Annotated in this window: 21 protein-coding genes and 2 pseudogenes; 11 read left to right on the top strand and 12 right to left on the bottom strand. The window is 51.8% G+C overall.

Annotated features, from left to right (window positions below):
- Window positions 1-337 precede the first annotated feature (337 nt).
- The 4 genes from PHH59_RS02405 to PHH59_RS02390 form a co-directional block, all read right to left on the bottom strand.
- Window positions 338-676, bottom strand: a complete 339-nt coding sequence (locus PHH59_RS02405; RefSeq protein ID WP_300010661.1) for a hypothetical protein — start codon at window positions 674-676, stop codon at window positions 338-340.
- A gap of 76 nt (window positions 677-752) precedes the next feature.
- Window positions 753-3875 (bottom strand): efflux RND transporter permease subunit, encoded by a 3123-nt coding sequence (locus PHH59_RS02400; RefSeq protein WP_300010658.1) that lies wholly within the window; start codon window positions 3873-3875, stop codon window positions 753-755.
- 2 nt (window positions 3876-3877) lie between these two features.
- Window positions 3878-5311: an efflux RND transporter periplasmic adaptor subunit gene (locus tag PHH59_RS02395; RefSeq protein WP_300010655.1), complete on the bottom strand. Its 1434-nt coding sequence runs from the start codon at window positions 5309-5311 to the stop codon at window positions 3878-3880.
- Window positions 5304-6671 carry a TolC family protein gene (locus PHH59_RS02390; protein ID WP_300010652.1) on the bottom strand — a complete coding sequence of 456 codons (1368 nt, stop codon included), beginning with the start codon at window positions 6669-6671 and terminating at the stop codon, window positions 5304-5306. Before PHH59_RS02390 ends, PHH59_RS02395 begins: the two co-directional genes overlap by 8 nt.
- 327 nt (window positions 6672-6998) lie before the next feature.
- On the opposite strand from PHH59_RS02390, the gene PHH59_RS02385 reads away from it, so the two are divergent.
- Window positions 6999-7157: a hypothetical protein gene (locus PHH59_RS02385; protein ID WP_300010649.1), complete on the top strand. Its 159-nt coding sequence runs from the start codon at window positions 6999-7001 to the stop codon at window positions 7155-7157.
- A 229-nt stretch (window positions 7158-7386) separates the two neighbouring features.
- Here PHH59_RS02385 and PHH59_RS02380 read toward each other — a convergent pair whose 3' ends face one another.
- The 5 genes and pseudogenes from PHH59_RS02380 to PHH59_RS02360 all read right to left on the bottom strand — a co-directional run bounded on the left by PHH59_RS02380 (window position 7387) and on the right by PHH59_RS02360 (window position 12151).
- The gene (locus PHH59_RS02380; protein WP_300010647.1) at window positions 7387-7902 is read right to left on the bottom strand and encodes a hypothetical protein; all 516 of its coding nucleotides are present in this window, start codon (window positions 7900-7902) and stop codon (window positions 7387-7389) included.
- 58 nt (window positions 7903-7960) lie between these two features.
- Window positions 7961-8410 (bottom strand): transposase, encoded by a 450-nt coding sequence (locus PHH59_RS02375; RefSeq protein WP_300010644.1) that lies wholly within the window; start codon window positions 8408-8410, stop codon window positions 7961-7963.
- A 469-nt stretch (window positions 8411-8879) separates the two neighbouring features.
- Window positions 8880-10512, bottom strand: a pseudogene (locus PHH59_RS02370) (IS481 family transposase).
- A 4-nt stretch (window positions 10513-10516) separates the two neighbouring features.
- A complete protein-coding gene (locus tag PHH59_RS02365) occupies window positions 10517-11077 on the bottom strand; it encodes a recombinase family protein (RefSeq protein WP_300010640.1) in 561 nt (186 codons plus the stop codon).
- 195 nt (window positions 11078-11272) lie between these two features.
- Window positions 11273-12151 carry a DMT family transporter gene (locus PHH59_RS02360; protein ID WP_300010637.1) on the bottom strand — a complete coding sequence of 293 codons (879 nt, stop codon included), beginning with the start codon at window positions 12149-12151 and terminating at the stop codon, window positions 11273-11275.
- A gap of 204 nt (window positions 12152-12355) precedes the next feature.
- Between PHH59_RS02360 and PHH59_RS02355 the strand changes: the two genes are divergently transcribed.
- Window positions 12356-13762, top strand: coding sequence for a PLP-dependent aminotransferase family protein (locus PHH59_RS02355; RefSeq protein ID WP_300010634.1), 1407 nt, complete (start codon window positions 12356-12358; stop codon window positions 13760-13762).
- Window positions 13763-13997: 235 nt separating this feature from the next.
- A pseudogene (locus PHH59_RS02350) lies at window positions 13998-14241 on the top strand (ATP-binding protein); the annotation flags it as partial.
- Between the two features lie 56 nt (window positions 14242-14297).
- Here PHH59_RS02350 and PHH59_RS02345 read toward each other — a convergent pair.
- Complete coding sequence (locus PHH59_RS02345) at window positions 14298-15239, bottom strand: LysR family transcriptional regulator (RefSeq protein WP_300010631.1); 942 nt, start codon at window positions 15237-15239, stop codon at window positions 14298-14300.
- A gap of 83 nt (window positions 15240-15322) precedes the next feature.
- Here PHH59_RS02345 and PHH59_RS02340 point away from each other — a divergent pair, with 83 nt between their 5' ends.
- The 4 genes from PHH59_RS02340 to PHH59_RS02325 all read left to right on the top strand — a co-directional run bounded on the left by PHH59_RS02340 (window position 15323) and on the right by PHH59_RS02325 (window position 20720).
- A complete protein-coding gene (locus PHH59_RS02340; RefSeq protein ID WP_300010628.1) occupies window positions 15323-16195 on the top strand; it encodes a hypothetical protein in 873 nt (290 codons plus the stop codon).
- A 55-nt stretch (window positions 16196-16250) separates the two neighbouring features.
- A complete protein-coding gene (locus PHH59_RS02335; RefSeq protein WP_300010625.1) occupies window positions 16251-17849 on the top strand; it encodes a DHA2 family efflux MFS transporter permease subunit in 1599 nt (532 codons plus the stop codon).
- A complete protein-coding gene (locus tag PHH59_RS02330; RefSeq protein ID WP_300010622.1) occupies window positions 17846-19390 on the top strand; it encodes an efflux transporter outer membrane subunit in 1545 nt (514 codons plus the stop codon). The genes PHH59_RS02335 and PHH59_RS02330 overlap by 4 nt, the downstream gene beginning before the upstream one ends.
- Window positions 19391-19493: 103 nt before the next feature.
- Complete coding sequence (locus PHH59_RS02325; protein WP_300010619.1) at window positions 19494-20720, top strand: HlyD family secretion protein; 1227 nt, start codon at window positions 19494-19496, stop codon at window positions 20718-20720.
- 8 nt (window positions 20721-20728) lie between these two features.
- On the opposite strand, the gene PHH59_RS02320 is transcribed toward PHH59_RS02325, so the two are convergent.
- Window positions 20729-21157, bottom strand: a complete 429-nt coding sequence (locus tag PHH59_RS02320; protein ID WP_300010617.1) for an Rrf2 family transcriptional regulator — start codon at window positions 21155-21157, stop codon at window positions 20729-20731.
- A 194-nt stretch (window positions 21158-21351) separates the two neighbouring features.
- Between PHH59_RS02320 and PHH59_RS02315 the strand changes: the two genes are divergently transcribed.
- From PHH59_RS02315 to PHH59_RS02300, 4 genes are all read left to right on the top strand, one after another.
- Window positions 21352-21726, top strand: a complete 375-nt coding sequence (locus PHH59_RS02315; protein ID WP_300010614.1) for a group 1 truncated hemoglobin — start codon at window positions 21352-21354, stop codon at window positions 21724-21726.
- 29 nt (window positions 21727-21755) lie between these two features.
- Window positions 21756-22739: a 2Fe-2S iron-sulfur cluster-binding protein gene (locus PHH59_RS02310; RefSeq protein WP_300010611.1), complete on the top strand. Its 984-nt coding sequence runs from the start codon at window positions 21756-21758 to the stop codon at window positions 22737-22739.
- Between the two features lie 175 nt (window positions 22740-22914).
- Window positions 22915-23325 carry a cytochrome c gene (locus PHH59_RS02305; protein ID WP_300010608.1) on the top strand — a complete coding sequence of 137 codons (411 nt, stop codon included), beginning with the start codon at window positions 22915-22917 and terminating at the stop codon, window positions 23323-23325.
- Between the two features lie 124 nt (window positions 23326-23449).
- Window positions 23450-24172, top strand: coding sequence for a ferredoxin--NADP reductase (locus PHH59_RS02300; RefSeq protein ID WP_300010605.1), 723 nt, complete (start codon window positions 23450-23452; stop codon window positions 24170-24172).
- A 177-nt stretch (window positions 24173-24349) separates the two neighbouring features.
- On the opposite strand, the gene PHH59_RS02295 is transcribed toward PHH59_RS02300, so the two are convergent.
- A partial coding sequence (locus tag PHH59_RS02295; protein WP_300010602.1) for an integrase core domain-containing protein occupies window positions 24350-24634 on the bottom strand: 285 nt, incomplete at its 5' end.

Raw genomic sequence — 24634 nt, 5'->3', positions numbered from 1 at the left:
CCCGCATTGTAATTGCTAAAGCCAAGCAGGATTAACCGTTCGCCTGTCCTCAGACCACTCGGCTTGTCGAACCATGGACGGATTAATTTACCATGACCTTAAGACAATAGCCGTCCCTATCATAGAGAAACATAAAACCATTAACTTAATGGCAGTGACCCTATTCATAGCGGGCTTTATGAAAAACTTGGACATTGAGTAATAGTCTATGATTAGAGCGATTGCTTAACTGACCAAAACATAGCCACTCAGGTTGGATTGTAACAATTTTTTTCAATTTTTTGATAAAAAACGAGGGGATGAAAAGGCTTTCATCCCCTACGCTTACGTGATGTATTTACATCTGACGATGCAGTTTTGCCATGCTCAAGTTTTCTTGGACAGCGTTCTCATAAATATTAACCAACCTTTGGCAATGCACTTTAAAGTCTTCCGCCTGCCTGCCGTAGAGATAGCCTTTTGACTCGTACTGGCTAAGCAATTTCTTGTGTTCATCCACCTTAAGCTGCATTTCGGCTGCCGCTTCTTCATAGTGTTTCGCCAATGCCTCATGATCGGCTTTGGATGATGCGCTTTGCACGGCTTGGCTCATATCCATCGGATGCGGGTTCATCTCGGCGCAAGCGGTCAGTAAACCAAGCGTTAAAAGCAGGGCGATCAAGCGTGTGGTTTTCATGGTTTTTCTCCAAAATAATTCAATAGTTAAGAACATTGTTTTTCAGATTGTAAAGTATCGTTCAGTTTTACCTCCTTCATTGTGATGGTTTGTTGATGGAATATTGCTTGCACAGCGCGTAAAGCGCCGGAATGACGATCAAGGTCAGCAATGTGGACGACACCATGCCCCCGACCATCGGCGCGGCGATGCGGCGCATGACTTCCGAGCCGGTGCCTGTACCCCACAATATTGGCAATAGCCCTGCCATGATCGCGGTGACGGTCATGATTTTAGGCCGCAGCCGTTCCGCCGCCCCCGTCATCAGTGCCGAGTAAAGGTCGCCCTCGGTGAACGCCCGCCCTTCCGCCAGGCATTGCTGCTGTTTTTCCCGATAAGCATGATCCAGATAAATCAACATCACCACACCCGTTTCGGCGGCGACCCCAGCCAGGGCGATGAAGCCGACACCGACCGCCACACTGACGTTGTAATCCAAAAACCACAACAGCCAGACCCCGCCGACCAAGGCGAACGGCACTGACAGCATGACGATCAGGGTTTCGGTCAACCGCCCGAAATTGAGGTACAACAAGAGGAAAATGATGACCAAGGTGAGCGGCACCACCATTTGCAAACGCTGTTTCGCCCGTTCCATGTACTCGAACTGCCCGCTCCAGGTGATGTAATAGCCCGCAGGAAATTTGACCGCTTTTCCGACAATTTGCTTGGCATCCTGCACATAACTGCCGATGTCGCGTCCGCGCATGTCGACATAAACATAAACCGACAGCAAGGCGTTTTCGGTACGGATACCCGGCGGCCCCTTATCCAGACTTAACGCCGCCAATTGCCCTAACGGGATCATCGCCCCGCCAGGCGTTGGCACGAGGATATGTTCGGCGATGGCCTGCGGGCTGTCGCGCAGTTCACGCGGATAACGGACGCTGATGGCAAAACGTTCGCGGCCTTCCACCATCGTGCTGACGGTTTCACCGCCGATGGCGGTGGCGATGATGTCCTGCACATCCCCCACCTGCAAACCATAACGCGCCAACGCTTCATAATCCGGCGTGATGTTCAGGTAAAATCCGCCCGTGATGCGTTCGGCATAAGCGCTCGTCGTGCCGGGGACATTCTTGACGGCCTGTTCGATCTGTTGTGCCAGCCGTTCCATTTCCGCCAAATCTTTGCCGAACAGCTTGATGCCGATAGGCGTGCGGATACCCGTTGCGAGCATGTCGATGCGGTTTTTGATCGGCATCGTCCAGGCGTTGCTGACACCGGGGATTTGCAAGGCCTGATCCATTTCGGCAATGAGCTTGTCAACCGTCATGCCGGGCCGCCAGGTAGATTCAGGCTTAAGGTTGACCAAGGTTTCCGACATTTCCAGCGGTGCCGGGTCGGTGGCGGTCAACGCCCGTCCGGCTTTGCCAAACACCGATTCGACTTCGGGAAAGGTCTTGATAATACGGTCTTGGGTTTGCAGCAATTCGGCGGCTTTGGTTGAAGACAACCCCGGTAAGGTCTGCGGCATGAACAGCAACGTGCCTTCATTCAGCGTCGGCATGAATTCCCCACCTAATTGTGAGACCGGATACCAACTTGCACCCAGTATCAGTAGTGCACTTACTAACGTCAGCTTTTTGTAGCGCATGACCGCTGCAATAATAGGGCGGTACATCCAGATCAACACCCGGTTGATCGGATTTTGCTGTTCGGACGGGATTTTTCCGCGCACGAATAGCGACATCAACACCGGCACCAGCGTCACCGACAACAGCGCCGCCCCCGCCATGGCAAAAGTCTTGGTGAAAGCCAGCGGATGGAACAGCCGCCCTTCCTGGGCTTCCAGCGCAAACACCGGCAAAAAAGATACCGTGATAATGAGCAAGCTGAAAAACAGCGGCGGGCCGACTTCCTGACAGGCATTGAGCAATATCTCGGCTCGCGGCAACCGACCTGCATCGCGCTCCAGATGCTTATGGGCATTCTCGATCATGACAATGGCGGCATCGACCATCGCGCCGATGGCAATGGCGATACCGCCCAGGCTCATGATGTTGGAGTTCATCCCCAACGCCTGCATGACGATGAAGGCGATCAACACGCCGACCGGCAGCATCAAAATCGCCACCAAGGCACTGCGTACATGCAGCAGGAAGATCACGCAAACGGCGGCGACCACGACGCTTTCTTCCAGCAAGGTATGGCGCAAATTGTCGATGGCGCGATGGATCAGCTCGGAACGGTCGTACACCGTTTGCACACTGACGCCATTGGGCAATCCGGCGGTGATTTCGCGCAAACGGTCTTTCACATGGCTGATGACATCCAGCGCGTTCTGACCGTAGCGAGCCAGCGCGATACCCGAAACCGCTTCGCCTTCGCCGTTCCACTCGGTGATGCCGCGCCGTTCATCAGGCACCAGTTCCACCCGCGCCACATCCCGCACCAACACCGGGATGCCGTTTTCGGCTTTCAGGACCAGCCGTTCCAAATCAGCCCGGCCACGCAGATAGCCGTGCCCACGCACCATGTACTCGGTTTCCGCCAGTTCAATCGTCCGTCCGCCGACATCGCGGTTGCCGTTGCGGATAGCGTCGCTGACCGTGCGTAAGGAAATGCCGTAAGCCTGTAGTTTATGCGGATCGACGGTGACCTGGTATTGCTGGACAAAACCGCCGATACTGGCGACCTCGGACACGCCCTTGGCTTTGGTCAATTGGTAGCGGATGAACCAGTCTTGCAAGGTGCGCAATTCTGCCAAGCTATGGTTTTTCGCCAGCAGCGCGTACTGGTAAACCCAACCCACGCCAGTCGCATCCGGCCCCAGTTGTGGTGCGGCACCGCGCGGCAAGCGTCCGCTTAGTGAGGTGAGATATTCCAAAACCCGTGACCGCGCCCAGTAAATGTCGGTGCCGTCTTCAAAAATGACATAAACAAAAGACGCCCCGAAAAACGAAAAGCCGCGCACGACTTTTGAACGAGGCACGCTAAGCATCGCCGTCGTCAGCGGATAAGTGACCTGATCTTCGACCACTTGCGGGGCTTGTCCAGGGTATTCGGTGTAAACGATGACCTGTGCGTCGGAGAGGTCGGGCAGGGCATCCAGCGGCATTTGTGACACCGCGTAAATACCGCCGATAACGACAGCGAAGGTTGCCAGCAAAACTAGAACAACGTTACGCAAAGACCAGGCTATGATAGGGTTCAACATGGCTAGTGGCCCTCGTGTTGGTGTTGTTCCGGTGCCGCTTCGGCAGGGGCTTGGACATCGGTAACCGCCTCTTTACTAAAGCTGTCCAAAGCCGACTTGAGGTTGCTTTCGGCGTCGATCAGGAACAGAGCGCGGGTCACGACTTCATCACCAGTAGCCAAGCCCTCCAGCACTTCGTAGTAGCCGTCCGCTTTTTGTCCCAGTTTTACTGTGCGCGGCTCGAATGATCCTTCACCTTTTTGTAACAAAACAACTTGCCGGATACCGCTGTCAATCACGGCGGAATCAGGAATTGCCAGACGTGCATCGCTGCCAGTCTGGGTTGCCAGTGTCACGCTGCCGTACAGTCCGGGTTTCAGTAACCCATCAGTGTTAGCCAATTCAACCCGTACTTTGACCGTGCGGGTTTCCGTCGCCAAGGTCGGGTAGATGAAGCCCACCTTGCCGTTGAAGCGTTTTTCCGGGTAAGCGTTGATATGTACCTGCACAGTCTGCCCTGGCTTTATGCCGGCACTATCCTGCTCAAACACTTCCGCGAGTAGCCATACCATACTCAAATCGGCGATGCGGAACAGCAATTCGCCGGGCATAAAGCGCATCCCTTCCACCGCTGGTTTTTCCAGCACCACGCCATTGACAGGTGATAGCAGCGGCAGTGTCTCCAGCGGTTTCCCTGTGCTTTGTAAACGCCGTATCTGTGCGGTGGCAATGTCCCAATAATGCAAGCGTCGCAAGGCATTTTCAGCCAGCCGCGCCGCCGTGTCGCGGGCTTGGGTGCTGGCCTGTTGCAGGGCTTGCTGCCCTTCTTGGGCAATCAGGTATTCCTGCTGGGCGGTCATCAGCTCAGGGCTGTAAATTTCCAGCAGCGGCTGGCCGCGTTTGACAGCCTGCCCGGTCGCATTAACTGTCAAACGTTGTATCCAGCCTTCAAACTTAGACGTTACGGCGTGGACACGACGTTCGTCGACTTGGATGCTACCCAGTGCACGTATGTTGCGGATTAACAAACGCTTGCTGACGGTTGCCGTGGTGACACCTAGCTTCTGGATTTTTTCCGGGCTGATCTGGATTTGTCCTAGGGGCGACTGTCCGCCTTCATAAACGGGCAGGTAGTCCATGCCCATTTCGTCTTTTTTCGGTACGGGCGAGGTGTCGGCTGCACCCATCGGATGACGGTAATACAGGATTTTTCCGGATTTTGGCGAGGGTTCGGCTGTCGCTGGCGGTTCTGCAAAAACCGCCACATAATCCATGCCCATTTCATCTTTGGTGGGTGTAGTCGAAGTGACTTGGGGATTCATCGGATGGCGGTAATACAAGGGCTTTTTTTCACCTCTGGTGTTACTGTCGGTCTTTGTCACGTCAAGATGCGCCACCCAGAACCCTAATCCCAAACCCAGTAGCAAAATCAATAGGAATTGCAAATATCTAGTCATGGCCCAGTTCCTCGCCCACTTCGGCGGACAGTTCGGCTAACAATTGTTGAGTGCTGGTCAAGGCTTGCCAATATTGTGTTTGGTATTGGAAAAACGCCAGTTGCGTACGTAACAGGTCAGTAAAGCTGGTCTGGCTGACTTGATAGCCAGCGAGCAGGGAATTGACGGCTTGTTGGGCTTGCGGGATGATTTCATGTTCGAGCAGCAACAGCTTTTCTTTGGCATGTTGGTACTCGGCAGTTTTAGACGCTATTTCCGATTGGATTTTATGATGTTCGTCCTGCAAGGAATACTGCTCCTGCAAGAGTTCACCCTGACGTTGGGCTACCGCTTTAGCTTGTTTACGGTCGGCATAAATCGGCACATTCATGCTCAGTTGAACACTGGCGAAATCACTGCGCGACTGTCCGGCCTCGGTGTTTTGCCGAACCGCATAACCCGCGCCGACGGTAAAGTCCGGGTAGAAATCCTGTTTCGCCAGCTCGACCTTGGAAAGTGCGGCATCCAGCATTTTGCGGTGCTGGGCGAACAACGGGCGCATTTTTAAGGCTTTGTCCTGTAAGGCGGATTCGGCAATAACGGGCAGTTTGAATTCAGCCTCGGCGGGAATCCGCACGGACGTTTCCGGCGTACGGTCGAGTAAGGCATTGAGGCGGGCATCTTGGCGGTGACGCAGGCTGACCAGTTCCAGTTTTTCGTTCTTCAGATTGGACAGTTCTAGCTGTGCCAACAGCACATCCTGTTGCGAACCTTTGCCGAATTGATATTTGGTCTGGGCGATGGCTATGAGCTGCCGATAAAAACGTTCGGCCTCATCCAGCAAATTTACTGCGCGGTCATAATAAAACAGCCGCCACCAGCCCTGTTTTACCTCGCTTGCCAGCCGCAGCCGTGCTTCATCAACCGAATCGGCGACGGCAAGGGCTTCCTGATCGGCAATCTTTTCCCGCAAAGCCAGCTTGCCAGGAAAAGGGAGGGTCTGGCTAATGCCCACGCCCAGCATGGTCATGTCTTCTTTACGCAAATCGAAACTATTAGTCGGCACGTTCAACATTTCAAAACTGACTGTCGGGTCAGGCAAGGCGCCGGCTTGTGCCGGGACGGCGGCCATCGCCTCGGCGCGTGCCTTTATTTCCGCCAGGCCAGGATTCCCCGCCAGGGCGCGTGCTATCGCCAAGTCGAGTGTCAGGATGGGGTCGGCGGGTTGGGTTTCGGCTAGTGCTGAAGTCCAAGCCACACACATGGTGCCAGTTGAACTATGAAAAACGAAGCCGGGCGACAAGAGTGCCAGCCCAATCGTTACCGCCGCCCACGCTGGCGTTGCGCGGCGCAGCCGCCGCGTAGAAATAATAAAATACATGGTATGCCTCTAAAATCGGAACAAACAGGCTCCGCAAGTCGCAGAACCACAGCACGCCAAACCAGTTAGTGGTGCGGCGCATTTCGATTTTGGGGTATTGGCTAGTTCAACAGGGTGCAGAACCAGTAGATAAGCCGGATTCGTCGATAGGACGGTGGGTGGTCAGGTTGATGGGGAACTTTCGTGGGAGGATAGTTGAGGTATAAGAACAAAAACGTTCCTATCAAGCTCAGAATAAAAACCGGCAAATCCGGTTGGGCAATACGGGTCAGATAGCTAGGTGAATTGTCCTGTGAATCAAGGCAAGGCTTTAAGGCACAATCGTACATGTCCTTCGTGGAGTTTTCAGAGGCAACGGACTCGGGACATCCTGGCATGTGCCCGGACATTGCCGTCACTACCGAAGGCATGGGCATGGTACAGGTTGCCGAAATGGTCAAAGAAATCCAGCTCACCAGCAACACAAACACCAGTATGTGCAGGTAAGGGCGGTTTCTTTTGGCGTACAACGCTGTCATCACAATTTTTTTAAGCCTCAGATTAAAGGTTGGTTAAACATAACATACGGGAAACGGGACGGCAATGAATTGTATGATCCCATGTTGACGCCAAGCAACAACATTGGCAAGCATGAATCCAACATTAAAAGACATAGTGCAGCAATTCAGTCGTTTATCATAAAAACGATTGCCATTATCAATACCTTCGCCAAAAATCATGCTGTTTTCGCATGAATCCTACCGATTTCTGCGGCTTGGAAAATTCTATCATCAATATAAAACTCCTCTGCATTTTTGCCGGGTGAATTGATAATCCGACGCGTGTATTTTCGCGCCCTGAAAACGGTTTTTAAATCCAGCATGCTCCCCCTGTTTACGCCCTCGATTTTGGCTGACAATAGCTGCGAAAAGGTCACCATAAAGAGGGGAAAGTTAGCGGCATTGTTGACTTGCGTTTCTTTGACATTCATAAAATCTTCCACCCCCCAATATTGTTTGGCATTTATGCCCCGGAGGGTATCGCGAAAGTTAAACTCTATTTGAAAACGCAACGAGTAATAATCAATCAACGTTTCACTGGACAGGTTTAGGTCATCACTAAACAACAACACCTTCGCGGTTCTGCCTGTTTTCAGGTTGGTTTTTACAATGACGGCGACATTCAGCAATTCTGGGAAGTTCTTGTGCCAAACCTGCACCTGGTAAACACAGGTTCGGATGTTTTTTTCCACCGCCCCTGTTTTTAGATGGTCGGCCATCAGCGTTTCCAGTGTCAGTTTTTCGCCATATTTACGCGGCTTCCCCTGCTCGGATACTCGCCCGCGTAGGGAACACAAGCGTTGAATCATGGCGCAGCTTACAAATCAGGTGCAGCCCTGTTTGTTTAACCGCTTGTAAGCCGGCATTGTTTCCCAAGACGCCATCGTACACGAAATAAACGATGCCCAAATCCGGCCCTATCCGTGTTAGAGCCGAACGGATACAAGCTTGCAACTGGGTTTGGAAAGGTGACAGCGCCACATCCTTTCTGTTTTTGTTAAGGCTGCCTTTGGGCCTGCCCACGGCTTGGTTCTTCGCCTTGACGGCTTTGGGCGTGCTGTCTTGAGCGTCCCTCCGCACCAACTGTTCTGTGATTAAAGGGTAAGCCGCATGCGCTTCAACATGGAGCAATGACAGGTCTAAAAAGCACAGGCCAGGGAGCGCCTTGTTGTAAATGGATGAAAAAAATCCCCAGACCATGCGTTTCTTTCCCTGATTTTGTCACCATGACCTCGTCACCAATCAGCAACCATGTCCCTTTAACTCCCTGTGCGTGTTGTTTTATCAGTTGCCAACGCAACTTTGACCAATCTATTTTTTCTTTGAAAAAACGGGTAGTCCTGCAATCGGAATGATAATAGATTTGTCAATAAAATATTGCGATGGCTGTACGCCTTGAAGTACGGGCATTCGACCCAATAAATCGGTAGGCTTGACTTTTACAAATCATTCCGATTGCAGGACTACCATTTTGTTTTTTCTTCCTTCAATTGCTGCTGTAAACGTCGCATGGTCACAGTCTTGCCGCTACCAACAACTCCGCACACAAGCAATGAGCCGACCTTCCTGGATTGCCCCCTTGATGTCCTTGAGCAGCTGCTTGTGTAGCTCTGTTTCGAAATATCCGGTCTGACTGAATGGCTGTGTCAGTCCGTAATGCTGCATCACGTCAACCCGCATGTTCTTCTCCTCTTTTTGGGTCACGGAAGTAGCTACGCACCCGTGACAGCACAACGCTACGTGTCAGGGTGTCGGCTAGAATCTGGTCGATGAAAGCGCGTTCAGATACCGAAAGTTTTGCTAACGGTTTGGCTAGGTCGTCAGCAATGGCCAACTTGGCGGCAATCGTATTGGGAAACTGATATTCCTGTATCTGGGCATCAAAGGGCTGTTTTTGCACCTCCACAGCTACCGCCGACGGCGCCAGGCGCACATCATCGCCGGACAGCGCCGAAATAGGCAGGCCCAGTTGATCGGCTAATGCCCGAATTCGATCTGCACGTTCTCCGGCTTTACCGCGTTTGAATGCGCGGTACCGATGCAGCGGGATAGGGCCGGACACGGGATAGTAAGGCCCAAACTTTTCGCCGTCGAACTCAACAACCATTTGATCGTCGAATAAGCCCCACAGTAAAACAACGGATTCCCCTGCCATGTCGGGTTCCACCTCGTAAACCGTGCCGGCAACCGTAATCCGCGCATCAACGCCCACTTTGCGCGATTCCGGTTCACGCGCAAAGCGGCAGAACTGCTCCCAGGTACACATGTCGCGTAAACCATCTGCTGGTAAGTGGGTCAGCCAATCCGTCAAACGGGAATGTTTATCGGAACGGTGATCCTGATCGTTGTAACTCAGCAGGTAGCGCATCAGCCACTCATTGGCCTGCTGCTCGGTTTCCGGCTTGTGGAAATGGTAGAGCGTTTCATGCGCCTCTTTCACTGTTCGAAAGGGACGTTCGACCTTACCTTTTGAGCGGGCCGTTGTGCGGGTTCCATCTTTGCCAGCCGGCAGGTGGGTTTGCCATTCAATGCCGAGGGCCTGCATCACATTTTGGAACACCATGCTTTTGGCTACCGGCCCATTATCCAGATAAATCATCTTGGGCCGCCCCTGAAACGGGAAGCTGGTATCAGCTTTGGCTGCCATTGCATTGAAGAGAAAGCGTAGCGCGGACTCTGCATCTTCGCCATACACGCACCGGTATTCCTGATAGCACACACCACTACGATCATCCACCACACTAAACAACATCAAGGTCGGTTGTCCCTTTGATGGATCGATCCATTCAGGTTTGTCGATGTGTTTAAGGTCGGATGGTGACATATCTTGTGCCAGCAGTCGTTGCTTTGCTCAGCCTGGAATCGAACGGCTGGCGGTTCGCGTAACAGCCGAGGTTGATCCAGTCGCAATAAAGACAGGTAGCGGTTGACAGTCGGACGGCGCAATAACCCCTTGGGTACTTTGACTAAACCCTGTGCGGTTTCCACGCCGTAGTCTTCCATCAGTTGAATGGCCCGCCTGGTGGACAGGTGGCGACCTTGCTTGTTGGTGGTGCGCAGCTTCAGCGCCGCAATCAGTTCACAGTAGCGCTCCAATTCAGCTTGTGGCAATAGCCGCGGCTTGCCGTGGTCGGCACGATGGGCGGCATGCGGTTTTCGGAAGGCTTGAAGCGCCCGATAGACGGTTGTTATAGAGACACCGTAAGTCCGGCTACCGCCGCAACCTGAGTAGCTCGTTCCGGACTTTTCGGGGGCAAGCGATCAAGCCGCTGCCGCAATTGCAGTAATGAATCAACGGGAATGAGCTTATGCTTGTTGTTCACAGTTGGCCAGTGCGCGATACACTGTAGCTCGACCGACACCCAGCCGCCGCGCAATTGCCGTTGCGCCCAGCTTATCTTCGAGACGGAGACGCAGAATTTCTGCGGTATCGACCGATGGCTTGCGTCCACGATAGACGCCACGCGACTTTGCGGCCGCGATACCTTCAGTCTGACGTTCACGCCGAAGATTGGTTTCAAATTCGGCAAACACGCCCAGCATGTCCAGGAAAGCTTTACCTGCGGCACTGCGTGTGTCGATAGGTTGCTCTATCGCCTTGAGAGTGACGCCCTGTTCCTTCAGGGTGAATACGATGTCTTGAAGATCTTTTATGCTACGCGCGAGACGGTCGATTCGAGTAACGACCAGCGTATCCCCGCACCGTAGAAAATCCAGCAGCACCTGAAGTTCAGTCCGACCCGTCCGGCTGGTGCCGGTCACTTTCTCCGCCCTGATGACTTCACAGCCGGCAGCGCGTAGTGCTTGTTCTTGCAGGGTAAAGTCTTGAGCGTTAGTGGAAACGCGAGCATATCCGTAGAGTGCCATAAATCAATAGTGTCCCATTAGACTTTAGAGCTTCAGACAATACCATGCCAAAATTGGCAAAACACCCCTATTGAGACAAATAAAGTGTCTCAATAAAACGACTCATTGGGTATGCCTATACGAGAGAATGGTTTTACATAGAAATGCGCATGAATTCATTTTTGTTCAGTATTACATAACGGCTATTTGCATTTATCAAAGAGTGGACAAAGACCGTCTAGCGACGATTACGCAACCCAGCACAAAAATTGCAACGATAATCTGTGAGATTTGGAGAACTTCATGCAGTATTTGGGATGCCGCAATCATCGTAATAAATGGTTGCAGGAGTTGAAGTTGACCAATGCGGGCAATGCCACCCATTGCCAGGCCCTTGTACCACGCAAAAAATGCCAAATACATACTGACTACGCTGACGTAGCCGAATCCCAGCAAACTCATCCCGCTGACTGCGTCTAGGTTTGTCGGCGCGGTAAGAATAACCGGATATAGTAGTGCTGGCACAGAGACCAGTAACGCCCAACTAATGGTTTGCCAGGCCCCCAGTTCTTTGGATAAGCGTGCGCCTTCTGCATAACCGAATCCGACGGATACAATCGCACCCAATAACAGCATATCTGCGATTTGCAGAGAACCGGCACCTGTGACGAGCGCAAAGGTAGTTATCACAGCTGAGCCGATTATGGTTGCCGCCCAATACAGAGGAGATGGTCGCTCACGGGCAAGCCAGACGCCGAACAAGGCCGTCGTCAACGGAGTAAGCCCCACAATCACGGCACCATGCGATGCCGGAACTGTTTCCATCGCCATGGCTGATAACAGCGGAAATCCAATAACAACCCCCATAGCAGTGGCGGCCAACCTGAACCACTGTCGTCGATTCGGAAATGAAGATCTAGCGATGATAAGTCCGACAGCCGCAAATCCAGCAGCGACAATGCCACGGCCCAATCCAACAAAAGTCGGATCGAGATCGACAACTGCCAGACGGGTAGCAGGTAAAGTCAAGCTAAAACCCAATATGCCCAGAAAACCAAAAGCCAGACTTTTAGTGTTATTCAAAACGATGCTCATGATATTCCTTGGTCGAGAGTAAGACACCAATAACTTGTTAAAATGACAATATTGACAACGAGGAATCATCGCCATTGACATGAGCATCTTATCTAACTAGGCTTGTATAGATACAGAATCAAAAATAATTTATTTGACCAGTACAATTTTAGTCAACACTTACTTGTACCTGTTCCTATAACCGCTATTTGTACAGGTAAACCCATGATGCTACTCTATGAAACCATCGCCGAATTGTTGTTAAGGGCTATTGAACAGGGAATTTATCGCCAAGGCGAACGTTTGCCGTCAGTACGAAAAATCAGCGAACAGCAAAGGGTCAGTATTGCGACGGTGATCTCGGCTTTGCACAAACTGGAAGATCAGGGCATTATCGAGGCTCGACAACGATCCGGCTATTACGTTCGCTGCCGACTGCGTTCAACATTACTAGAACCCACTGTATCGCAACCAGTTTGCCAGCCGATGCCGGTGACAGGTCAAGCATTGGTATTGAGTCTCGCCAAAGCCAGTAACAATACAATGCTGGTACAGCTTGGGGCCGCAGTACCTGCACCGTCATATCTACCGATAGCATTGTTGGAACGAAGTTTGTCGTCTTGTTCACGACGCTATCGGAACCGGGGGGCCGGTTACGAATTCCCGCCCGGCAGTCTTGAATTGAGGCGGCAGATCGCCCGGCGCATGACCGAAAATGGTTGCCCGACTAATCCAACGGATCTCGTGATAACCAACGGTTGCCAGGAAGCTATCACGCTGGCATTACGCGCCGTCGCTCAGCCTGGAGATATTATCGCAATAGAGTCACCGACGTTTTACGGTCTATTGCAAGTTATCGAATCCTTGGATTTGAAAGCTATAGAGATTCCCACTCACCCGCGTCATGGCATTTCGTTGGAGGCCTTGCAGCTGGCTTGCGAACAATGGCCGGTACGTGCTTGCATCGTGGTACCCAATTTCAGTAATCCGCTCGGATTTTGCATGAGCGACCAACACAAGCGTGAATTGGTCGGCTTGGCGGATCGCTTCGATATTGCACTGATCGAAGACGATGTCTACGGCGATTTAGGCTTTGGACTGCAACGGCCTTCAATTGCCAAGACCTGGGATATTAATGGGCGAGTGCTGCATTGTTCATCTTTTTCTAAATCGCTGTCGGGCGGACTGCGCATCGGTTGGATAGCCCCCGGACGCTATTTCGAGAAAGTTGAATATTTAAAATACGTCACCAATCTGGCCACGCCAACTATCGCGCAATTGGCTATAGCGGAGCTTCTGGAAAAAGGTGGTTTCGAGCGTTATCTACGGCAAGTTAGCAATCAATATGTACGCGGGGTAGAACGAATGATGAACGCCATTAGCATCCACTTTCCAGGCGAAACTCGCTGTACTCAACCGGCTGGCGGTTTTGTTCTTTGGGTGGAACTACCTGAAAGAATAGATGCCATCAAACTTACGCAAAAAGCTGTAGATGTCGGTATCAGTATTGCCCCTGGGCCTATTTTTTCGGCGACCCAGAAGTATCGAAACTTTATTCGCTTGAATTGCGCCTGCGAATGGGATGAAAACGTAGAGCGCGCCTTGGTTAGGTTGGGGCGGCTAATGGATTAAAGACAGGCGTTACTCATGGGCAGTGCATAAAACCAAAGGCAAGATGGATCAATCAGAGTCGGAAGGCGGTAATCCACTATATTGACTGGATTTGTCTGAGAACTGAATTCATTTGCATTTAAAGTGAGCCCAAAACTACGTCAAATGCGAGCCCAACCGTTTTTAAACGCGAGCTGTTACAGCTATGGAGCACGGTACGCAGACTGATACAGGTTGATGCAGTTATTGTCGATCTGTGGGTTATCTGCCGTTCCCTGAGTCGGGTGGTGCCTTGCTATTCCACTTAATCAGAACTCTATGAAAGAACCTCTCTAATCATTACTACCAACCTGAACTTCGGTGAATGGGTGCAAGTTTTTGGCGATGCCAAGATGACAACGGCCTTGTTAGATCGGATCACTCACCATTGTGATATTTTGGAAACAGGTGATGATTCCTATCGATTTAAGCAGCGTAGAAAGGAGCTAAAAACAGAATAACCTTACAAACTTACTGGACATTATTCGACGCTGATTGACATGAATTTTCTGATGATTCACAGTGACCAATTATGCAGGATGTCGGCAATAGTTTTTTTAAGTTCAATCGCTGCTAACGACCTTAAGTTATCAAGTACCCGGTGCAATATGATCGAATCGCTATCAAGCGGTGATACCATATAGGCTGGTAATTTGAATTGCGGGCTGTTAGGTACCTGAAATAGTTTATGCTCTTTTATCAGCGGTGCAGCGATGCGAATTGGCAAAAAGCAGGATCCGCCATTGCTGATCACTAATTGCACAGCCAGCCAGCCGATATTGACCACCTGGGGCGGACGTTCCAGGTTGGGATAGCTATTGCTGTGCTGGGCGTAGAATCCCGGTCCCCAATCAACATAAATGTAATCGTCGTTAGGCCAAGGTTTTTCAGGGTCGGTGGTCAACAATACCAAGGTTTCATCAAATAAATGTTCAACGTGTAATCCGGGACTGTGTTGCGGCGTGTACATCATACCTATATCCATCGAACCTTCGATGAGACTGCGCATTAAATCTTCTTCAAAACCAATTTCGCTGCGTATGGAAACATCCGGTATTTGGGTTCGTATGCTGGCTATCCATTCCGGTAACAAGGCTTCCCATAAGGCAATACGCGCACCGATGGTGATACTGGCACAATAGCGACTGGGTAAGCCGATGTCGTGCCGGGCCTGTTCCAGGGTGACTAACAATGATTTGGCGTGACGCAAAAAGCGTCGCCCCGGTAGCGTTAAGGCGGCCCCGGAACGATTGCGCACAAATAAGGCGACGCCCATATACGCTTCCAGTCGCTGTATGCGTGTGCTTACTGTCGACTGGGTAACATACAACCTGCTGGCGGCCTCCAAAAAGCTACCGTTGGCGGCGACACTTAAAAACGTTTTGATTTGATCAATATCCATTGGGTTAGTATCGGGTTTACCGATATTAATGTCCAATAAAATTCGTTTGTCTTGCATTAACTGGGTTATTACAATTGTTTGCACTAAAAATCGCTGATCTACGCCGAAGCGATGCTTAACGTTTTGAGGAGTTCAAGCCAATGCAAACATCATCAGAAACAGCCACACATGCACCGAGACGTTACCAATCTCACTGGGCTTCCCGCTTTAATATAAGCATTTTTGTTGCGCTGACCTTGCTGGTTAGTGGTTGTTGGGCGCCCGCAATTAAACCCTCCGTTGCCGAAATCAGCAAACTCAGCCGCATTCTGGTGGTGCCGGTTGAATCGCCGCCGCTGGAAATTGCGCCCGATCCGATTGAGGATCGCATCCCGGTCTATCGTCATTACCGAAACATGGCTATCGATTTTCCGTTAGCGTCAAAACTCTACCGGACTTCAGGGGGTGTCACCATAGCCGGTTTTGTCAGTGATAGCGACGATGGACAAGAGTTTGCCATCCTGGGTGAACCAGCACAGCCGGTCTTGGCGATTGCCACGGGGCTGGAACAGGCCTGGACACCAACGCTGGTTTTGGCGAGGCAGGCGCTGGCGCAATTGACCGAAAACCACATTAAAGCCGTTTTGAGCCGTGATTATTACCGTTTACCCATGACCGACGCCGATCGCAACGCCCAGTTAAGTCATTGGCATGATGCTATTGTCAAATGGTATGGACAGGATATGACGGCTGCCGATTATCAAACCTATCCCGGAATCGACGCGGTATTAGAGCTGGGGTTTGGAAACTATAGGATTTTTGAAGGGCAAACTTCAGTACAAGTGCTGATGAAGCTGATTAATCCCCGCACCCGGCAAGTCATTGCAAGGACACGCGCCGGGACTGTTGCGGTCGAGGATGGCGGGCAAGTTCCACTTAACCGGGACAGCGGGCCATTTAAAAAATTGGTGGCAAACATGAGTTCGCAGCTTTTAAAGCAGGGCTTGAATGATATCGGCTGGCGGCTGCAATGACTTGCCGGCAGGCCATGGCAAACAGTGGCGTGACTGAACAGGAAACCGGAATCTTATGACCATCGCCTACGCCAAACGCCTGCGCGGCTGGCGTTTCATTCTGTTTAATATCGTGCTCGGTCTGGGACATATCATCGTGCTGTTCGGCATAGGCTCCTATATTGCACTACTGCCTCATGTTGCCGGCGATCTGGGCGGGGTAAAGCCGAGTTTTGGCACCTGGGGCCAGACCTATTTCATCATTGCCCTGGCGCTGGCCTTTCCTATCGCACGCTGGTTGTCGGGCCGATTCGGCGATTATCGCTTGTTTATCGCGGCGTTTGTCGTTTATGCCTTTGCCTCTTATCTATGCGCGATCAGCCAAACCTTATGGCTGTTTGTTGGCGCACGCATTCTGCTCGGATTCTCAGGTGGAATTACGCTTTTTATTGGCCAGCCTCTGTTGTTGAAAGAGTACCCCGATCATCTGAAACTGCTAAGTTTAGGGATCTGGGGACTGGTCACGCTGATGCCTTTTACCGTCAGCTTTCCGATAGGCGGCGTGATCGCCGACGAATTGGGCTGGCGCTACCTGTTTTATCTGAATATTCCCCTCGCCTTGGCTATCGCCGCAATTACCGGCGCATTGCTGGCCGGGCGGGGATTCGAGCACCGCCACACGCGTTTCGACGGCATCGGTTTTGTGCTCCTGGCTTTGGTTCTCGGCAGCCTACAGACTATGTTGAATCTGGGTAACGATTTTGACTGGCTGGATTCGCCCTTGCTGCAAAGGTTGCTGATAGTTCTTATCGTCGCGTTGCCCTGTTTTATTATCTGGGAGTTCGACGAACAACACCCTGCGTTCAACATCCGTGTTTTCGCCCACCGTAATTTTACCATAGGCGTAATTTGTCTCACGGCGGGATTTTTTTCAATTCAGGGACTGCTCTCCGTATTTATTGTCCAGCTTCAAGTGCTGCTGGGGTATTCTTCATTTTTGGCGGGCATGGACTACTTACCCATGATCCTGCTGGCGGTGCCGGTCGCTTTGCTGATGCACAAGCTACCTAAAGGGATAGACGCACGTCTGCTCGCCAGCCTTAATCTGCTTGGCTTCGCGTTTACCTTTTACTGGCTAGGCCTGTTCGATGATCCCGGCTCATTCGAGCAAATTTTTTGGCCCATGTTGCTGCTCGGCTTTTTTGTGGGTTCGTTTTTCACGCCGCTGACCCAATTGACCCTGCACGGACTGTCCGGCGATCAACAGATACGCGCGGCCGAAGAGGCGGGGTTTCTGCGGATTGTTGCCGGCGGCTTCGGCATCACCTGGCAAGGCGTCGTGCTGTTTCGGCGTGCCCCCTTTCATCAGCTTGATTTGGCGGATCATTTCGGAGGGCGGCGATTCGCTTCCCTTGATTTGCTGCAAGGATTTTCTTCGCGGTTGGAGGCTGCCGGTCTCGATAAAAGCCTGGTCAATGGCAAGCTCCTGACCCTGATCAAACAACATGCCGCCATCCTGGCGCTGAACGACGCCTTTTTGCTGGCCAGCTACCTGTTCATCGGCTTGGCCGGATTGGTATGGCTGGCTTATCCCACCTATCAGCCGCTGCATCCAACGCTGAAGGAAGAACTGGTGGATATGCAGGCGGAAGAGATCGTGGAGGAGCAATCATGATGCGCCAATTCACGCCAAAGCAATGGCTTCTTTTGGGGTTCTCTGCCGGATTTATACTCTTGATAGGCGGCTGCGCCTGGATACCGCCAGGCGATAAACCTGCCGAATTCATGAAAACTCCAGCCATGGAACACAGCCCGCCCCATACGGGCCACGAAGAATCGCAGGCCACGACGGAACATTGGCCGCACGAACGCTGGTGGCGCGAATTCGGCAGCCCGGAACTCAACGGCCTGATGGCGATCGCCCTAAAGGATAACATCGGCCTCAAAGTGGCTGCCGCGCGCTTGCGTCAGGCGCAGGCTCTGGTGCGCGTAGAGGGGGCGAGATTATTACCGTTTCTGGATGCAGAAATGGAATTTGAGAACACGCGTCTTTCAGAGCATGGTGTTTTTGCCGTGCTCAACCATAACGAAGCGGCGGGAGCGAATATCGTCTTCGGCCAGGTTAATCCCTTTAACTTCCGCTACGAATTTGATTTCTGGGGGAAAAACCGCGCCGCAATGGATGCCGCTCTGGGCGAGGCAGCCGCCGAGAAAGCGGAACTGGCCGAAGTTCTGCTTCAATTGACTACCGCAATTACGCGGTCCTATATAAAAGGAATAGCGTTGCGGCAGCAGTTAGCTCTGGCCCATGCCATGGTTGAATTACGGCGCGACTTGCTCACTATGGACGAAACCCGGCTGCGCTTGGGTCTGGATTCCGCCGATCAGGTGAAACAAGCGTCGATTGAACTAGAGCAGGTCAATAAGCGCGAAGCGGGGTTACGTGATCTATTGGATATTCAGCGGAATTTGCTGGCCCGGTTGATCGGTAAGGGACCCGATTCGACACAAAACCTGTTCGCCGGCGCGATGATCAGCCCGGAAAGAATACGCTTGCCTGCAAAGCTGCCACTGGAGTTGCTCAGCCAACGCCCGGATCTCGCCTCCGCCCTGCACCGGGCCGAGGCGGCGACGCAAGGTGTCAAGGTAGCCAAGGCCAGTTTTCTGCCCACCATCGACCTGACGGCATTTGCCGGCGTGAATGCCCTCAGATTAACGAAGGGGGCAAGCTCTCTGGCCAATATTCTATTTTCAGGTTCCAGCTTCTCCTACGGAATTGCCCCGGGTCTACGACTCCCCCTATTCGAAGGCGGACGTCTACGCGGTGAATTATCGGCGCAACGGGCGGAGTACGATGGTGCCGTGGAGCTTTACAATGACACTTTGTTACATGCCGTACAGGAAGTGGCCGATAGCCTGAGCCGTTGGCGGGAGACACGTTCCATACTCGAAGCGCACGGTCGTTTGCTGTCTGCGCAGCAGGAGAAACTGAGCCTCGCCCAACAACGGTTTCGCAGTGGCCTGGACGATCGCCGGGCCTTGCTGGCGCACGAACATGCCGTGCTGGACCAAGAATATGCCTTGAAGACTTTGAACGCTGATCAACTGGTTGCCATGGTGGATTTGATGGAAGCCTTGGGCGGTGGCTATGTGAACAATCTCAAGACTGTCCAACAGAAACCCGAACAAAAACTGTCCGGTTGGTTGCCATGGTAGATTCAATGGCAACCCTGGGAGGTGGGCACATAAACAATCTTCAGATGACCCAACAGAAATCCGGGCAAAAACTGAAAATCCGGTACTGCCAATATCACGACCTATGAAAACCCATCCCAAGACTATTCGCGTCCGCCGCAACCGCTATCTACTGTTAGTTATGCTGGTGCTGATTGCCGGCGCTTTAACTTATACCGGTTATTGGTGGCGTTACAGCCGTTTCCGGGTGGTCAGCCATAATGCGTTCGTTACGGGCAATCTTATTCCGGTGGAGGCTGATGCAACGGGTATCGTCACCCAGGTATTGGTCGAGGAAAGCCAATATGTGCACAAGGGCGATTTGCTGGTGCGTCTCGACGGGCATCGCGCGCAGACCGCTTTAGGCCAGAGCCGGGGCGGGCTGGGGCAAGTAGTGCGCGAGATCGGCGCGGTTTTTTCCACGCACCGGCAAATGTGCCAGAAACTGATTGCCCGTTCGGCCCGGCTTGCCCGGGTGCGCCACGATCTGATCCGCTTACGGCAGGCGGCTCCAAATGGCTCGGTATCGGATCAGCTTGTGCAAAATGCCGAAGATCAGATGATGGCCCTCGAAGCCGAGATGCGGGAAGCCGAGGCCGAACTCAAAGCCATAGAAGCGAAAGTGAGCGGCACGAGTAGAACGCTGCATCCCGACGTAGAAGCGGCTAAGCATCGGTTCATCGCCGCCTATCTTGAATATTCTCGGCAACAAATCCATGCGCCCGTTTCAGGCTATGTGTCTATGCGCAAGGTCCAGGTCGGAAACCGGGTTCAGCCCGGCGATCAGCTGATGACAATCGTGCCTTTGGAGCACCTGTGGGTAGAGGCTAACCTGCGGGAAACCGAGATAGCGCGGGTGCGGCCCGGCCAGGCGGCGGAGGTTACCGTCGATCTCTACGGCGAGAGCCACCTTTATCATGGCACGGTAGAAGGGTTAGTGCCCGGTACCGGCAGTGTCTTTGCTTTATTGCCACCGGATAACGCCGCCGGAAATTTTATTCATATCGTAGAACGCGTTCCCGTGCGTATTGCCTTGCGGAAAGACGAGATACTGAAAAACCCCCTGCGCCCGGGACTTTCCACGATAACCTCAATCTATGTTAAGGAATCGAAGCAGCCATTGGGCGCTTCGCTGGCAACAGTCTCCACCCAGGAATATGAAACTGACATCTTTATTGATGAACTCGCGGATGCGCAAGCTCAGGCTCAAAAAATCATTATGGATAATCTGGTTCAAAAAAACGCTCCATTAGAGTCGAGTTGTAAATCACCTGAATCGGTAAGCACTAAAAATTCCAGCGCTTATCGATGATATTGATTTTATGTTCGCTGACCGGTACTCGCATCTAAACTGGCCGCATCCGCCAGGGTGTATTTATCCAACACCGCCATAAATGCACGCTGCGCCTCATATAAAGTGGCCTTGAGGAAGCAGTTGCGGATGAGGCGGCATTGGTTACTACGAATATCGAAACACTCGACCAGATTCATGTTCAGCTCGGTCTGGCGCACCACTTCGCCTAAGCCTATGGTATAGGCAGGCCGGGCTAACTGGATGCCGCCGCCTTTGCCGCGGGTCGAGATGATGAAACCTTGGTTGGCCAGGCTATTGGCCACTTTGACCAAGTGGTTGCGGGAAATTTGATAATAGTCGGCGATCTCTGCAATGGTCGCCAACCCCGGTTCCGGCAAACGGGCAAGATAAATCAGCAGGCGTAGTGAAAGGTCTGTGAATTGCGTAAGCTGCATAGTTAATATTCCTTTAAAGTCAGCGGGTATTGGGCTTGGGGTTTAAAATTAAAAGATAGGGCTTGACGATTAAATAATCGCACAATAAGATACATTCTAAATACAGCTTATAGTTACTGCCAACCAGGATTGCTATATATGGTTGTCAGTTGAAGATGTATTTTAAACACCTTTTTAGTTATTTGGAGAAAAATATGTCACAACAAGCATCTTTATACGAGCAATTGGGCGGAGAAGCCGCTGTTAATGCCGCCGTCGATATTTTTTACCGCAAAGTGTTGAGTGATGACCGCATCAGCGCCTTCTTTGACGGCGTGGATATGGACACTCAGGCTGCAAAACAAAAAGCCTTCCTGACCATGGCTTTCGGTGGTCCGCACAATTACACCGGACTGGATATGCGCCAAGGCCATGCTCATCTGGTCGAGCGCGGCTTGAACGACTCGCATGTCGATGCCGTGATCGAAGACCTTGGCGCGACCTTGCGCGAATTGGGGGTAAAAGAGGAACTGATCGCCCAGGTGGCCGCCATCGCCGAAAGCACGCGCAACGACGTGCTGGGCCGATAACGACTCATCTTGTCAACAGGGTCGCCGCGATGGTCACTATTCGTTACGCAAAAAATAATTTTGAACTGGAGCAAAACCAATCGGTTCTGGATTGTTTGACCCGTCGCGGCGTACCCGTACCTTTTTCCTGCCGCAGTGGGGTCTGCCAGACCTGTTTGATGCGGGCGACAGGCGGTACGCCGCCTGAACTGTCGCAACAAGGTTTGAAAGATAGCCTTAAGCTCCAGAACTATTTCCTCGCTTGTGTTTGTCATCCCGCCGAAGATCTTGAAGTGGCGTTACCGGATGACGATGATGTTCAGGCGGTTATCCATGCTACCGTCAAAAGCCTGCAATTGCTTAATGCAGACATCATGCAGGTCGTGCTCGAATGCCATGCGCCCATCAGTTACCGGGCCGGGCAATTCATCAACCTGTTTCAAAACCAAACCCTTGGCCGCAGTTACTCGCTCGCCAGCGTGCCGCATGAAGACGATCACCTGCATCTGCATGTGCGCCGTCTGCTGCCGCAGGGCCGGGTCAGCGGCTGGATACATGAGCAATTACGTCCTGGCGAAACCGTCGAGATTCGCGGTCCCGGCGGCGATTGTTTTTACACGCCGGGCAATGCCGAACAAGGCCTGGTTTTAATCGGCACGGGTTCCGGGCTGGCACCGCTCTACGGCATCATCCGCGATGCGCTCAGCCAGGGGCATACCGGCCCTATCCACTTGTTTCACGGTAGCCGCGACCTGAACGGACTTTATTTGACCGGAGAGTTGCGCGATCTGGTCAGACACTATGCGAATTTTAATTATGTGCCCTGCCTTTCCGGCGAGGATGCCCCTCATGGCTTTGCAGCAGGACGAGTCCATGACGTGGCTTTTCAGCAGATACCCAATCTCAAGAACTGGCGCCTGTTTCTTTGCGGACATCCAGAAATGGTCCGGGTAGCCAAGAGGCAAGCCTTTCTGGCGGGTGCATCGATGAAGAATATCTATGCCGATGCGTTCAATGTCAGCCAGTCGTCCTGATTAGCGCTTATGGTAGGCATTTGGTCATTTTATCCGATGCTTCAATAGAAATGGGTGAACTCATGATGATTAAACAGCAAGTTAAGAATAGATGCCACATGTAAAAGCGTGTGCGGGTATCGGCACGGATGCCATGTAACGTGGGATTTCAACTGATGATTTAAGTGAGGCAATAATGAACACAATATTTCTTAACCAATTTAAAACCATACTCGCCGCCGCTATGATCTGTGGCATTGCATTATTCACAAATCAGCCGGTTTTCGCACAACCACCGGCTTCGGCCCAAGGCGACAATGTTGTCGATAAAGCCGTTTTCAACGGCTGGAATATTTACAGAACGGAGGCTTGTGGAAGCTGCCATGAATCAACTGGGGAAGGCAACGTCAGCAATCCCAATTTACTTCACAGCATGAAAACCATGACCAGAGAGCAGTTCCATCGGGTCCTCATTGATGGTCGCGGCATCATGTATTCATTTAGAGGTAACAAAGTGGTGGTCGATGGCGCTGATGATCTATATAGTTATCTGAAAGGCCGTTCCGACGGCGTTGTTCCAGCGGGTGATCTCACAGAAAAGAAGTAATGTGTAAAGCTGGAATAAATAACTGAGATCGGAATTAGCTTGATCCCAGTCCATTGTGCTCAACCGGAGTGCGATCATGAGGCCATATTGCACATTTTTTTAACAAAAGTAAGGGAAATTCGTCATGTCCAAATACACCGTCAAACTGAAATTCAACCGCGAAATTGCAGAAGGAACCTTGGCGTTTCATTTTGAAAAGCCTACGGGTTTATCCTTCAATGCAGGTCAATTCGTCAATCTCACGTTGATAAATCCCGCTGAAACAGACGCCGAAGGCAATACCCGAGCGTTTTCGTTCGCCAGCGCGCCTTACGAAGACGATCTTATTTTTGCGACCCGTATGCGTGACACGGCGTTCAAGCGGGTATTAAAAACAATGCAGCCCAGCACCGAGGTGATGCTGGATGGGCCTTATGGCTCGTTCACTTTGCATAACAATGTCGATGTTCCGGCGGTTTTTCTAACCGGGGGTATAGGCGTTACGCCGGTAAGAAGCATTGTGTTGCAAGCCATTCATGATCAGGTTCCGCACCGAATCCTGGTTTTTTATGCTAATCGAAGACCGGAAGACGCGGCATTTTTAGACGAATTATCGACAGCACGCACCACTAACCCAAACTATACCTTTATTGGCGCCATGGCCGAGATGGAAAAGTCCAGTCGCGAATGGCATGGCGAAACCGGGTTTATCAATAAAGCCATGCTGCTGAAGTTCATCGACGATCTGACGCTACCCATTTTTTACCTAGACGGTCCAGCGCCGATGGTAAAGGCGATGCGTGATATGTTGAGCGAAGCGGGCGTCGATGAAGATAACATCCGCACGGAAGAGTTTTCAGGTTACTGATGAGGTGTATATGAATGAGGTGTATATGAAGAAGAACATTATGAATGTTGCCGCACACCCCATGATGTGGCTACACTAAACCGGACACACAATTTAAAATATCCCGAAAAGAGTGTGATCCTAATATGAGCCAAGAAAAAGCCAAAACCTATACCCCCGAATTTAGAGAGTCAGCCGTCAAGCTGGCCAATGAAAGCGACAAACCCATTGCCTGTCAAGTCCCGCCTGGTCATAAACCTTTTTAACAAACAACTCAGGCTTATCTTCTTGCCATTTTTGGACGGCTTGCATGGGTGTTTGATGGTTGATGGCGCGTTGTGGAATATGATGATTATAGATAACCAGGTAGCTGAGCAAGGTCTTCTCCAATTCCTCGGCGGAGCTAAACCGGGTTTGCTTGAGCAATTCGCTGATCCGTCCATTAAAACGCTCCACCACTTGTGCCCCAGAGGGTATGCCGTT

The organism is Methylovulum sp., from assembly GCF_028687615.1.
Taxonomy (GTDB): Bacteria; Pseudomonadota; Gammaproteobacteria; order Methylococcales; family Methylomonadaceae; genus Methylovulum.
The sequence above is the reverse complement of the archived record's forward strand: the minus strand, read 5'-3'. Positions and strand labels throughout refer to the sequence as shown.